General features: G+C 45.1%; 8 protein-coding genes. 1 reads left to right on the plus strand and 7 read right to left on the minus strand.

The features are described 5' to 3' along the window. Position 1: 1 nt before the first annotated feature. The 3 genes from DW103_RS11460 to DW103_RS11470 are packed head-to-tail and all read right to left on the minus strand — an operon-like array spanning position 2 to position 5,209. Positions 2–955, minus strand: coding sequence for a HEPN domain-containing protein (locus DW103_RS11460; protein ID WP_122276236.1), 954 nt, complete (start codon positions 953–955; stop codon positions 2–4). 46 nt (positions 956–1,001) lie between these two features. Beyond that, the gene (locus tag DW103_RS11465) at positions 1,002–3,968 is read right to left on the minus strand and encodes an AAA family ATPase (protein ID WP_122276238.1); all 2,967 of its coding nucleotides are present in this window, start codon (positions 3,966–3,968) and stop codon (positions 1,002–1,004) included. Then, positions 3,965–5,209 carry an exonuclease SbcCD subunit D C-terminal domain-containing protein gene (locus DW103_RS11470; protein WP_122276240.1) on the minus strand — a complete coding sequence of 415 codons (1,245 nt, stop codon included), beginning with the start codon at positions 5,207–5,209 and terminating at the stop codon, positions 3,965–3,967. Before DW103_RS11470 ends, DW103_RS11465 begins: the two co-directional genes overlap by 4 nt. 624 nt (positions 5,210–5,833) lie before the next feature. On the opposite strand from DW103_RS11470, the gene DW103_RS11475 reads away from it, so the two are divergent. Further along, positions 5,834–7,504, plus strand: coding sequence for a putative transporter (locus DW103_RS11475; RefSeq protein ID WP_122276242.1), 1,671 nt, complete (start codon positions 5,834–5,836; stop codon positions 7,502–7,504). 12 nt (positions 7,505–7,516) lie between these two features. On the opposite strand, the gene DW103_RS11480 is transcribed toward DW103_RS11475, so the two are convergent. Genes DW103_RS11480 through DW103_RS11495 form a run of 4 tightly spaced genes read right to left on the minus strand, consistent with a single transcriptional unit; the run spans position 7,517 to position 13,572 of the window. Continuing rightward, positions 7,517–8,704, minus strand: coding sequence for an SAM-dependent methyltransferase (locus DW103_RS11480; protein WP_122276244.1), 1,188 nt, complete (start codon positions 8,702–8,704; stop codon positions 7,517–7,519). 52 nt (positions 8,705–8,756) lie between these two features. Next, positions 8,757–9,998: a GntP family permease gene (locus DW103_RS11485; RefSeq protein WP_122276246.1), complete on the minus strand. Its 1,242-nt coding sequence runs from the start codon at positions 9,996–9,998 to the stop codon at positions 8,757–8,759. Beyond that, a complete protein-coding gene (locus DW103_RS11490; protein WP_122276248.1) occupies positions 9,995–11,146 on the minus strand; it encodes a glycerate kinase in 1,152 nt (383 codons plus the stop codon). Before DW103_RS11490 ends, DW103_RS11485 begins: the two co-directional genes overlap by 4 nt. A gap of 8 nt (positions 11,147–11,154) precedes the next feature. Further along, entirely contained in the window at positions 11,155–13,572 is a 2,418-nt protein-coding gene (locus DW103_RS11495; protein WP_122276250.1) for an alpha-L-rhamnosidase C-terminal domain-containing protein, read from the minus strand. Between the last annotated feature and the right edge of the window lie 278 nt (positions 13,573–13,850).

A 13,850-nucleotide genomic window follows, 5' to 3' on the forward strand; every position in this document is an offset into this window, starting at 1 on the left:
GTTAGTCTTCCGCTGCCCGCAAACCTTTTTCATCCGCTTCAGGATAGATTTTGTGGCTATTGTCTGTAATCAGACTTTCATAGAACGACAGTTTTTCCTGACACACGTGATAGGTCACTTCACGAAGGAAGTCCAGACGGGAAACAAGATAAACCAATTGTTCCCTGTCTGCCGTATAATTACTATTATAACGAGCTTCAATATAGGCTCGGCAAAGTAGTTCGTAACTACTCCGAGCCAGCTCTGTATCCATAGGAAAAACAAATGACAAGTCGCGGGAGAAACATTTCACCATTGCCTGAAGTTCCTCTAACTTATGATTTTTGGGGCGATAATTTGTAGATACGAGCAAAATAGCACAATAAAACTTCTCAGCTACCTGATGAAGCAGGAAAGCTGTATTCATATAATCATCACTTTCCAAGAAAAACTGTTGAATACCTTTCAGCATATTGACTGCCGAAGGATAATAGGAATGAAACTCCTGTTCTGCAATCTCCTTTATCTCCCGATAATCCAGGCAACGAGGCTTTGCCAGCTTTAACTTCTTACTATTATAAAGCATAATACCTTCTTTCACTATATCAGTGAAGAAATAGTGACTTCGTTCCAAATTATCATTCAACGATTTGATGTTTTCCACTACAAATCGAGGTATGGCATGACGCCTGGATTGAAACTGATTGTTATAAGCATCCAATACCTTGTGCCGGAGAATATGTTCCGTTATCCGTGTATTAAGGGCAGAAACTACTACCAGAATATCATAATCGCTCTGGTATGAAGTATGAATTCCAAACTCAATCCGTTCATCCCAAAGTACGTAAGTGCCACGGGCATAGCTACCATAAAGAATAACAATATCCGGTTCCTTCACATAATGCCGTATCAGTCCTAAAAGACATTCCAATTCTTCCTGTGTCTGTTTCGGAAAATGCTTAATCGACCTTTTCATTTGCACTCTTTTGTTGTTGTATCTTTTACAAAGATAGGAATTATCCCTATATTACCTCTATATAGCTACGCCCGTTTCCTGCCCGGTTCACTTTTATTTGCACAAGGATGCGTTCGGTCATTTCCTGAACATGAGAAATAACCCCTATTTTGCGTCCCTGCGTACGCAGACTTTCAAGTGCATCCATAGCTATCCGTAATGTTTCGGCATCCAGCGACCCAAAACCTTCGTCTATAAAAAGGCTTTCCACTTTCATCCGGTTCGAAGATAGAGACGAAAGTCCCAAAGCCAGTGCCAAAGATACGAGAAACGATTCCCCACCGGAAAGACTATGCACCGTCCTCACTTCATCACACATATCACGGTCTATCACCTGCAGAGCCAACGTATCGGGAACTCGTTCCAACCGATAGCGGCGGGTCAAATTGCGTAACTGGATATTTGCATAACCTAAGAGTATGTCCAACGTATATCCTTGAGCAATACGTCGGAATTTAGCTCCATCTGCAGAACCTGCCAACTCGTTCAGCCTGGCCCAACGTTCGCTTTCAGACTTACAGATATTTAGCTCCTCCTGCATGCCAGCTACTTTTACCTTATTTTCCGTATGAGCCCGTAAACGGAAAGACAACTCCGTCTTTTCCCGTGCGACACGAACTAAAGAAGCATCAAGTGTTTCCCCGTCAGAAATCGCCTGATATCCGGCTATCCATTTATCGAGAGCAGCCTGCCGACGGGATAATTCGGCGGATGTTTCAGACAAATCTTTCGCAATCTGCTCGGCAACGCCACGAGACTGCTCAACGATTCCGGCTTGTTCGGTTTGCACGGCAAGCAGTTTCTTCAAACGTTCTTTCAATGTATCCATACGCTTCACGTGCTCCTGTTCTACCACATCCGCCGGACGCCCATCCAGCAATTTGGAACGTTCCGATTGCAATACAGAAAAAGCCGTACGGTTTTTCTCATAAAGCTGCATCGCTTCTTCCGAAATTTTGCCGAGAGAGGGAAGGAAAGATGCCAACGAATCACATTCAGCCTTCCGCGCACTTTGCCGGCGTTCCAATTCGCACAATTTCTCATTATTCTCATGCCACTGACTGGTAAAATCTATCAATGTTTGCCGGAAAGTCACCGGATTTTGTTGCCATCCTTTTTGCCAGTCATTATTTCCAAACAATTGGTCGGCAGCCGAAAGAGAACGCGACAGAATTACAGATTGTTCTTCTATCACCTGTTCTTCACGCTCCAACCGGGCCACCGACAATTTTTGCTTGGAAAGCAAATCCTTACAGGCATCTTTCACTTCCGTCAATTCCCTATGCAGAGACAATTGTTGTTGCTGAAGAGCAGACAGTTGCTTGGCTTGGACAGAAACAGCCTCCTTACGGGAAAGTAATTGCTGTATTTGCAACGTCAGAGCGTCAACCGGTTTATGAGACACAACCGGTATATCCACCGCAGGATGATGCAAACTGCCACATACCGGGCAGGGCTGTCCATCTTGCAATTTCTCACGTAAATCCCGGATATTACCGGAAGCGGCCAGCCGGGCTTGCTCCACCAATAGTTGTTCGCGTTCCTGTCTAAGTTTCTCAATTTCTCTATCTAATGCCGCCGAATCCGTCTTTTTCTGTTCCTCTTCCAACGTCCGGAAAGAAGCTTCAGTTTGTTGAACTGCCACGCGTTTTTCTTCCGCTTTTTGTTGCAAAATTCCAAGTTGTTTGACCAATAGAGCCTCCGCTTTACGAATGGAAACGACAGACAAATTAGCCTTCTCTATCGTTTGCCTGGCCACAAAAGCCGTATCGATATGCAATAAAAGGGTAGACAGTTGTTCCGCTATACTTTCCTTCTTTTTATAACGTTCCCGCCATTCAGTCAATCGAGCTATCTCTGCATCACTTTGTTGCCGGCGCTTCACAGCTGCCTGATAGTTCGCCTCCGCCTCCTTCAAGCGAACAGAAGCATTTTTCATTTGCATTTTCGAATCAGCCAAGGCACGAGCGGCATTATCCAGTTGTATATCCAGACGACGAGCCTGTTGAATATCCAGACTTAACGCTTTGAATGTCATTTCGGAATATTGTTGTTCCTCAGCTCCTTTTTCATAATCACGACGAGCGGCAGCCAATAAACCGGCAGCTTGCGTTAAACGCACCGATGCTTCTTTTTGTTGTGATTGCCGGGTCGTTATAAGTTCTTCGATTGTGCGGACAGACTCTTGCAGTATTTGCCGTTCCTCCCGGCACTTTTCCAAACGAGACAATGTGGTTTCTGTTTTGGAAAGATTGGAACGCAAAGCTTTTTCCTCCTCCTCAGTCAGTAATTCCACTCCCTGAATACGGACATTTATCGTATCGAACGCTTCTTTTGCTCTCGCATTCTTCTCAAAAATCAAACGAGATATGGCAGAATAAAGTTCCGTACCCGTCAACTTTTCCAACAAAGATGCCTTTTCTCCCTGTTCAGCTTTCAAGAAAGTAGAAAAATCATTTTGGGCCAGCAAAACAGAACGGGTAAACTGTTCGAATGTCAAACCTATCAGTTCAATAATACGAGACTGTAATTCCGAACGTGTACCTTGTTCCTCTTTTTCTTTATCCAGATTGAATAATGTAATTTTAGGATTCTGAAGACGCCCGTTTTCTTTATCGCGGGCACGCCCCACCGACCAGCGGGCACGATAACGATATCCGTTCAAAGCTACAAACTCCACTTCCGCATATCCGGAAACAGTTCCCCGACGAAGTAAAAAACGGGGGTCGCTTTGTAGTAATACTTCATCATTCACATCACGTAAGCGGACATTGTTTTCCTTAGCCTGTTCAGTACGAGGTGTACGGGCAAAAAGAGCCAGGCACATGGCATCCAGTATCGTCGACTTTCCGGCTCCCGTAGGTCCAGATATAGCAAATATACCGGCAGAAAGAAGAGGTTCCAGAGTAAAATCGATTACAAAATCACCTTCCAGCGATGCCAGATTGCGTCCTCTGATTACTAATATTTTCATATAGACACCTCCCGCATTACAAGCTTAAACATCGACTCCAGTTCTTCCGGCAATTCGCCGCCATAACGATTAGCAAAAGCATGCCGCAACATATCCAGCGGATCAATCTTTTGCAAATCCGTATAAGAAAACGAATCAACCATCTCCTCATCGACACGTTCCGGATACGAAGGCCTAATCGAAGTAAGACGTACAGCTTTATCAGCCAAAACCTCCTCTACCCGATGACGAAATCCCGGCTCCGGTTCAGTCAATAACACCTGCACTTCAAGATAAGGCCAACTACTTTTGTCCGAATCCACAGGGGCAACAGGCAATTCAGCCAGTTGCCTCAATACCACCTCCGGAGATGCAGGTTGTTCGGGGATTCGAAGTAAACCGGTCAATAAAGGAACCGGTATTGTTTCAATAGTAGAGAGTTTACCCTTTTCAAGCACCACATTTACCACTTGGTGGCGATAATTCTTTTCGGAAAAAGACATAGGCAAAGGACTTCCCGCGTAACGTACATTTTCTCTTCCTCCTACCCGCTGTGCTTTATGAATATGGCCAAGTGCGGTATAAGCCAATCCTTTATCAAAAATATCCGAAGAAACAGACTCCAACCCTCCCATTATCACTCGTTCGCTCCGGTCATCATCAGACAATTCAGCACCTGTAGCATGCAAATGTCCCATTGCAATCAGTGCTTCACCCGGCTCGCGCACCCCATCTGCATAATCAAAAAGTTGCCTGTACATCCGGTTAATACCTGCCATATATGTATCCTCGTCTTCATCCGAAGGAGGATAATCACCTTGTCTGAGATAGGGCACAGCCAAACAAAAGGCCTCTCGTATCCCTTCCCCATTATATAAAGGAACAAGAAGCGAATCAAAATCAATCGTTCCTTCTTCCGTTCGCCGAATAATCCCGGAAACTGAAGTTCGCAATTCTTCCAGCAAGGGGACCGGAGCCTCAAGACGAATCGCAGAATCATGATTACCTGCTGTTATCACAATTTGCAACTGTGGCAAACGACGACTGATATCCCGCAAAAAACGGAAAAAACGATGTTGCGCCGAAGCCGCCGGATTAGCAACATCAAATACGTCCCCGGAAATAAGTAATACATCAGTTCGCAATTCTTCTAACGTATCAGCCAGCCAGGAAAGAAAAGCATCATGTTCCGCCTCGCGGTCATAACCAAAAAAAGTTTGACCAAGATGCCAGTCGGCTGTATGAATGATATGTAATGACATCGTATTATTATTTTGACGAACACCGGTTCGCCATCATTAAAGCTTGTCTGGTATTCAGCCAATAACATTCAGCCAAGGCGTTGACACAATAAAGCTTATAAGTTACCTGATTTTGAAGTTGCGTATTCATCGTTTATTTTATTGTCCTCTCTTCTATATGTTCGAAAGCAAAAATAGTAAAAACTCAGCAACTCGTTATCAAATATCGCCTTAAAATATCTTTTAAACAAACATCTGTAAAAACGCAAGAAAAAAAGCTGCATCGGTAAAATATCCCGATTATCAAAATGTCATTACGATAGCAATTAAATGGGATTAGTATAGCAGGTAAAATGAATTACCCGCACATGTAACCCTTTTTAACGTATCAAACAGATTACAGAACACTTAAATGATGAACATTCTGTCAAACAGAAGAAAGTTGATTTTAAATTAATTTCGATACAGTTCAGAGAAATGAGGAAAAACAAAGAATAAGATATTCCCCCCTGTCTCTACTTTATTCCAAATTATCATTATTCCCGAAAATTTCACCCGGTGGGACAAAAACACAATTATTTTAAGAAACAAATCAGATATAATTTATTCTCCTATCTTTGCAACATCAATAAACAGGGGATTTTTATGAATTGGTTACAAGAAGCCTTTTTAACGCCATCTATGATACAAGCAGTTATTATAATATCGCTGGTAGCTGCACTCGGCTTGTATTTGGGAAGAATAAAGATATTCGGCATCTCGCTGGGTATCACATTCGTTTTCTTTGCCGGAATTCTGGCAGGACATCTGGGCATTGTAGTAAATAAGGATATGCTCTATTTTGCCCAAAGTTTCGGATTAATTCTATTCGTTTATTCCTTAGGTCTGCAAGTGGGACCCGGCTTCTTTGCTTCCCTGAAAAAAGGAGGAGTAGCCATGAACATGATGGGCTTGGGCGTCATTTTCCTCGGGCTTATTCTGACAGTCGGATTACATTATGCAACCGGCGTTTCTTTGTCGAACATGGTGGGATTGCTCTGTGGGGCTGTTACCAATACCCCGGCTCTCGGAGCTGCCCAGCAAGCTTTATTGCAGATAAATCCGGAACATACAAAAGGTGTTACCGACATGGCATTGGCTTGCGCGGTAGCTTATCCGTTGGGGGTTGTCGGTGTTATCCTGGCTATCATCATTCTCAAAGCTGTTTTCGTTAAAAACAAGCAGAAAGAGGAAACAGAAAAACGGGATACAACTACCTATGTAGCCGAATTTCATGTCAGCAATCCGGCTATATACAATAAAAGCATCAAGGAGATTATGCAACTTACCGAGAAACATTTTGTCATTTCCCGTGTCTGGCGAAACGGTAAAGTGAGCATTCCCACCTCGGATACGCGCCTGCGAGAACACGACCATTTACTGATTATCTCCGTAAAGTCGGATGTCGAATCCATTAAAGTTTTATTCGGAGAACAGGAAAATGTAGATTGGAACAAAGAGGATATCGATTGGAACGCAATCGACAGCCAACTGATTTCCCGTCGTATCGCCGTGACCCGCAACCGGGTGAATGGGGTGAAATTAGGAGCACTGCGTCTCCGTAACTTGTATGGAATCAATATCACCCGTGTCAATCGTGCCGGTATCGACTTACTCGCCTCTCCCGGCCTGCGTTTACAGATTGGCGACCGGTTGACAATCGTGGGAGAAGCCAATTCGGTCAATACTGTCGGTAAAATATTAGGAAATGAAATCAAGCGGTTGGATAATCCGAATTTATTAGCTGTCTTTGTAGGTATTTCACTGGGTATGTTGCTGGGAGCATTGCCCATTTCATTGCCGGGCATCAGTACACCGGTAAAGCTGGGCATTGCCGGAGGACCGATTATTATCGGAATTTTGATGGGAGCTTTCGGACCACGTTTCCATCTGACGACTTATACAACCCAAAGTGCAAATCTGATGCTGCGTCAGTTGGGAATTGTCATCTACCTGGCAGGTCTGGGTATTGACTCCGGTGCTCATTTCTTCGAAACCGTTTTCTGTGCCGAAGGATTGTTGTGGGTCGGATTAGGTTTTATCCTGACTATCGTTCCCGTACTCGTAGTCGGCTTTATCGCCGCGCAATTCTTCAAACTGGATTATGCCCACAATATAGGGATGCTTTGTGGAAGCATGGCAAACCCGATGGCTTTAAGTTTTGCGAACACAACGGTTGAAGGGGACGAGCCTTCTGTTTCCTATGCGACCGTGTATCCGCTATCGATGTTCATCCGGGTGATTTCGACACAGTTAATACTGATGTTATTTATGTAGCAACCTTTTTCTTTATTTTCTGCATTTTATCAGAACCCTCTCTCCGTCTGATAAGGTAGTGGCGAAAAGGTAAAGCTCTCCTCCCTCCGCAATTTTGGTCCGCTTACGGAGTTCGTCGACTGTAAGCGGGAAATTACGGACAGTAATATTCGCCTGCGGAATAGTTTTGGACAACCCTTTACAAAGCTTACCGGAAAAGGGCAGAACCTCTTCCACCCGGAAAATACGGCCGGGAAAATCAGCCATATAAACATCCGAAGTGTATAAATGGCTACTGACATGCAATTTCTTTACTTGCATGCGAACAGCAACCTGTTTGAAAGCACCTGCTTTCAAAATAGAAGCATTCGGTTCATAAAGCCATCCGTCAACCTTCTCAGCAGTCAGAAGCGGAGCCGCCTGCTCCTCCCCTAAAGTAAAACAAAAAGAAGATTCGCTCCCGTCAGCCGCCCGATTGATACAATGGATAAATACTCCGGTATTACTCCCTGCATTTCTTTCCGTCACAAAAAGCAATTCCTTACATTCATTCTTTACGGAAAGGACATGAACCGCTGTCGTACCGGGTAATAAATCCAATGTCAGACGTATATCCGCCATCGGAGACAATTTAGCAATCACCCGAGGAGCACGGGATAACAACGAAGGAAGCAAAGCCGGCAAGTCCGGTTCGCAGTCTTGAAGGGCAAAAACCCGCTTGTTGCGCTCTCCCCGGCGAGCCGGGTCGATATAAAAGGCATCGACTTCGGGCAATTGAGAAAGATATTCAGTTGCATCCGCATTCACAACTATGATATTGGCAGCTCCCAAAACAGAAAAATTATGCCGGGCAGCCTCGCAATAATCAGGAAAACGCTCGATATAAGTAAGCTGTTTCACCCGGCAGGAGAAATAATAACTATCGATACCCAATCCCCCCGTCAAATCGCACATCGTCCAAGAAGGTTCGACAAGCCGTTGTTTATAAGAAGCGGTTTGTTCCGACGAACATTGTTCGGCCGCAATACGAGCCGGAAATATCAGTTGCGGATTTGCATACCAGGAAGGCAACTTATCCTTTATCTGACACCTACTTGCTATCTGGTCTGCCAGAAAAGGGACATCCAAATCCGGATACTTGGAGGCAGAAAGCAGTAAACGGGTCAAATCGTCCGTAAGATGTTCACGTATAAATTGTATCTCGACAGGAGTCAGTTCCATGTGCATGCTCGCTTAATTAGACGGCAAAGATACGAAAAAGCTCATAACCGACCTATAGCAACGTATAGCAGACGAAGGTCATCAAAGCCAGCAATCCGCCAATCAACGATTCATATCCGATAAGGCGCAAACGCTCTTTCAAATTCATTTCTACCGCACCCGCCGTAGCATGGAAAAAGGAACCATGCGGCAAATGGTCGATAACCGTCGCACCGGAATTTATCATAGCCGCCCCCCAGACTGCAGAGACACCGGATGCCAATATCACATCCGCGAAAGAAGCAGATGCCAGTGTCGCCCCCGCGGTACTCGAAGCAGTTACGCCAGACATCAATGCCCCGGAAACAGGAGCTATCAATGATTTACCCAAAGAGAGACTGTCGAGACCCGACAAAATCACATCTTTCAATGTAGAATTCTTTATTATACCCGCAATCGTTCCCGTTCCGACCAACAGAACAGCTATAACCGACATCTTTTCCAACCCGTAAGAAAGGCATTCTTTCAACTGTTTCCCCCGGCGCATAGCCAATAGTCCGACTATTCCACCCACCGGCAAAGCAATCAGCGGATCGATTACAATCCCCAAAAGGGGGCGTAATGCCAAAAGGACGATGGTCACCAACGGCCCGATGATACTACTTGCGAAAGAGGGTAAATGGCTTGTATCTTCCACTTCCAGCAATTCCGTCACTTTTTCCCCTTTATTAGAGAAATGATGAACCAAAAAGATGGAAAAGACAATTCCTACTATCGCCGGTATCAGATTCACATACATAACGGAAGATAAACCGGCATTAAAGTTTTCCGCGGCAATAATCGTATTCGGATTGGGCGATATGATATTTCCACATTTTCCACCTCCGACCATAGCCAGCAACAACTTCATCTTCGAGAAATCCATCCCTTTTCCGATAGCTAGCGCAATCGGTGCAACAGTAATCACCGCCACATCGATAAAGACTCCTATCGCTGTCAACAAAAATGTAGATAAAACCAAAGCTGCAAGTGCTTTGTTCTCTCCCAATACACGAATAATAGTCAAGGCAATACGGGAGGCTGCCCCAGTTTTAATCAGCACGCCGGATAAAATGCCGGCTGTCAGTATCCGGATAATAGCCGGACTCACATCCTTCAAACCCTCTATCATAAAAGTAACGGTCTGAGGAAGTGAAACTCCCCCGGCAAGCCCCCCAATCACAGCTCCTAAAATCAAGCTGTAAGCAGCATTATATTTCTTCAATATCAGGACAATAGCAACCAGCAGACCGAGCATAGCACCTATCGCCGTCATACACTGTCCCGATTAACCGATTGTACCATATAACACAATTGATGGGTCAACCGGCTGACATTCGCACGCGCAAACTCAGGCTCCATAGCCTTTTCCAAAGAGACCGGCCCGGGAGCAATAGAGAAAACACCCTGAAAACCTACACGGTTCATTTCCTCCACCTCTTCAATACTTCCGGCTATCAGGACAACAGGAATTCCCTGTTTCCGGGCTTCTTCCAGAATACCCTGAGGCACTTTTCCCATAGCCGTTTGTCTGTCGGCACGACCTTCACCGGTTATAATCAGGTCGGCTTCTTTTATTTTTTCAGAAAAATCCAACGTTTCCAGCAACAAACGAATGCCCGGTTTCAAATCAGCATGCAAGAAAGCCAACAATCCGCCTCCCATACCACCTGCGGCCCCAGCTCCCGGATAACCGGCTATATCGATACCGGTAGTACGGTGAATGACCTCAGCCAACGAACGCATCCCCGTATCCAAATCGTCCACCATCTTCCGGTCGGCTCCTTTCTGAGGGGCAAAGACATAAGCCGCTCCATCAGGACCGCAAAAAGGATTATGTACATCACAAGCAACCGTAAAGCGAGCATCTTTTAAAGCCGGACAGGCATTCGATGTATCAATGGATTTCACTTCCGCCATCATCCGTCCGCCTACTCCCAAAGCATGTCCGTTTCCATCCAAAAAACGGAAACCTAAAGCCTGTAGCATACCCAGTCCGGCATCATTGGTCGCACTTCCGCCGATACCGATAATAAACTCCCGGCATCCCCGTTCCAAAGCATCTTTTATCAGTTCGCCGGTTCCATAAGAAGTTGTCAGCATCGGATTCCGTTTTTCCGGCGGTACAAGTGGCAACCCGCTGATAGAAGCCATTTCAATCAAAGCTGTTTTCCCATCACCGGAAATGCCATAGCAAGCATCCCGTTCCTCCATCAACGGACCATGTGCCCGAAAAGGAACATGTTTGCCTCCGGTTGCGGAAATCAACACATCCAATATACCTTCCCCACCGTCGGCAATAGGAAAACACAATATTTCGGTTTCCGGAAACACCTTCCTTATCCCTTCAGCCGCAGCTTGCCCTACCTCTTCCGAGGAAAGGCAACCTTTAAAAGAATCTATGGCTATTACTACCTTTTTCATATTTTGATTTATTCGATTAATAGCATTTGCTTTCCACCACGAAGTTCGTACTCGTTACCTTTCCAAACAAATACCCCATCGATATCATCCGGCAAAGTAATTTGTACGGTCAGTTTGCCTTTCTTATCCAATTTGTAATCGGCAGTAATACTTCCGGCCGGATGGGGCATAGTTCCGGATACCTTTTTCAAAGAACCCAATGCCGGAGCAATACGAACCTTCTTAAAACCGGGAGCCTGGCTGTCTATACCTAATAAAATACGATAAAACTCAATATTCGGACTCGCTCCCCAAGCATGGCAATCCGAACGGGTAGGTTCAGGTTCCTCGGCCCAAGTGGTAAGCCCCAACGCCATCTGGTCATGCCAAATTTGCAGGTTATCCAATAACAGGTCGCCCAACCCGGCTTTAGCCAAGGCCTGATGAACATAGTAACGGAAATAAATTGTTGCCTGTATCAAACCTTTGTCGCTCAAAGTCCGTTCCATCAATTCGGCAGCATCTGTTCCCGTGACGATACCAGCCAACACAGCCAACGAATTGACATGCTGCGAAAAGCTATGATGATTATAAGTATCCGCAAACAAACCACGTTCCGCATCCCAATATTTAGATTTGACAGTCCCCCGTATGGAAGAAGCCAAGTCTTTATAATGAATCGCCATAGCCGGTATTCCAAAGGCCTGTTCCATCTCTGCGGCTGCGTCAAGTGTCAAGATAAACATTAAGTCCTGGAAAGCCGAATTCCCTTCTTTTTCGCGAACAGGCTCGCCACTACCGAAACCGGCAGCCCAATCCGCAAAAAACCAGTGGGGAACGTATCCCAAGCTATTATCCGGCTTCATCCATTGTTCATACCAGGACAATACCCCCCGGTAAGCAGGAAGCAGTGTTTTCAGATAATTCTCGTCGCCACGATACATCCAGTAATCATGGCCCATACATATCCACCAAAGCGAGAAGGAAGATATAAACTGGTGAAGGGAAGAGGGATAACGGCTCATTGTGATACCATCCGCAACAACAGACTGCCGTCCTTGCTCGATAGCATTCTTCACCATATAAGGGTCGCGTGTATTATACAAAGAAATCATTGCCTGGATACGGGTATCGCCAAAATACTGCAATTGTTCGTAGTAAGGACAATCCATATACGTTTCATTCGCACAAAGCCGGGCCGTACGCCAACCGATTTCCAGTATCTTATTCAGTTCTTCATGACCGGGAGCTGAAAAAGCAAATTCACTCCGGAAAGGATAAGCAGAGAACGTACCATACACATCTTCCAGGACCAATGGCTCTCCGGCCGTCGTAATATTCAGGTCTATATAGCGCCAGGTACGCCACCAAAGTGGAGTGAAAATACGGTTTTCACCCCCATCCGCTATGATTTTGTCCTCATATCCGACAAATGTTTTATCCTTCACCTCATCCCGATGTCCTTTTCCCGAAAGAGAATAAGAATTAGTTGTACCGTTTTTCTTCTTTTCATAAAGAGCTTCGGCATAGCCAACCGTTATTTCGGCGTCCCGTCCTTTTGCAAACAACAAGGAAAGATAGCCGGTTGTCAGTTTGCCGTTGTCCAGTAACAAACGGACTTTACTATTTGCAGGAATGACCAAACTTGTTTTTTTCTTCAGAAAACCTGAAGGACATTTTACACCTTCGGATAGACGAACAGCCTCCAAACGTTCAGCAATTTGGTCCATCGGAGGAATCGGGCAGGGCACAAGTAATCTACCGGGATAATCGCGCGCGCCCTTGACAGCTCCCGCTATTCCGGGTTGTGCCTTCTGCCAATCGCTGTCGTCATAATCCGGCTGTTCCCATCCCCAAGGATAATCGGCTGCAACAAGCTGCTCCCCGGGACCGGCTACATAATAGCCCGGCACCGGTTTCTGCCACGGACTATAAGCCTTATTTTTCAAGCACAGCCAAGAGGCATTTGTATTTACCAGCTCTTCAGTTGCCGTATTTCCCTGCAAAATAAAACCGGTCTGGTTGAAACTGATTTGCGCGACAGGTTTCAATTCCGCATAGTTCCAGACAACGGCCGCCAATACGTTCTTCCCTTTTCGTAAATGAGGAGATAAATCGACCGTTGCAAAGTTCCAATTATAAATATCACCACGGGAAGGTCCGATGGAGACCAATTCCCCATTCAGATATAGTTTATAACGATTGTCGGCCGATACATGCACAATAAAGCGGGAAGGGACTTCCGACAGTTCGAACGTTTTTCGCATGTGATAAATGCCATACGTATTCGCCGGCTCTCCCGGCATGGATATCCACTGGGCCTTCCAGCGTTCTCCGGTCAGAAGTTCCGGATTAATATCAGCTTGCTTATATCCATCCAGACGAATCTGGGCAGAAAGCGATAAACTGCCACATAAAAGAAAAAGGATAAACAAATGTGTCTTCATGTTACAACAAAGGTATTAGAGAATCAATGAACAACAGAATATTGACAAAGATAAAAACTTTTCAAGATAAATTCTTCATTCCGTTATCATTGTTTATTCTCCGGGAAACAAAAATAAATAGGAAAAGAAGGTCTGACAAATAAAGATTTCCCTTCCCTCCTTATAGCAAGGTAAGAGAAAAGATACTACAATTTAGGGCATTCCATACCATCTATTCTCTTTTTCACCCAGGTCAGTAACCTTAACTACCTGGGACAATAAGCTTAATGACCTTGGTC

It is taken from the genome of Parabacteroides sp. AM08-6 (assembly GCF_003473295.1).
GTDB lineage: Bacteria > Bacteroidota > Bacteroidia > Bacteroidales > Tannerellaceae > Parabacteroides.

Coding starts and splice junctions, on each gene's coding strand:
- DW103_RS11460 (WP_122276236.1), bottom strand. CDS start 955: ATGAAAAGGTCGATTAAGCATTTTCCGAAACAGACACAGGAAGAATTG.
- DW103_RS11465 (WP_122276238.1), bottom strand. CDS start 3,968: ATGAAAATATTAGTAATCAGAGGACGCAATCTGGCATCGCTGGAAGGT.
- DW103_RS11470 (WP_122276240.1), bottom strand. CDS start 5,209: ATGTCATTACATATCATTCATACAGCCGACTGGCATCTTGGTCAAACT.
- DW103_RS11475 (WP_122276242.1), top strand. CDS start 5,834: ATGAATTGGTTACAAGAAGCCTTTTTAACGCCATCTATGATACAAGCA.
- DW103_RS11480 (WP_122276244.1), bottom strand. CDS start 8,704: ATGGAACTGACTCCTGTCGAGATACAATTTATACGTGAACATCTTACG.
- DW103_RS11485 (WP_122276246.1), bottom strand. CDS start 9,998: ATGACGGCGATAGGTGCTATGCTCGGTCTGCTGGTTGCTATTGTCCTG.
- DW103_RS11490 (WP_122276248.1), bottom strand. CDS start 11,146: ATGAAAAAGGTAGTAATAGCCATAGATTCTTTTAAAGGTTGCCTTTCC.
- DW103_RS11495 (WP_122276250.1), bottom strand. CDS start 13,572: ATGAAGACACATTTGTTTATCCTTTTTCTTTTATGTGGCAGTTTATCG.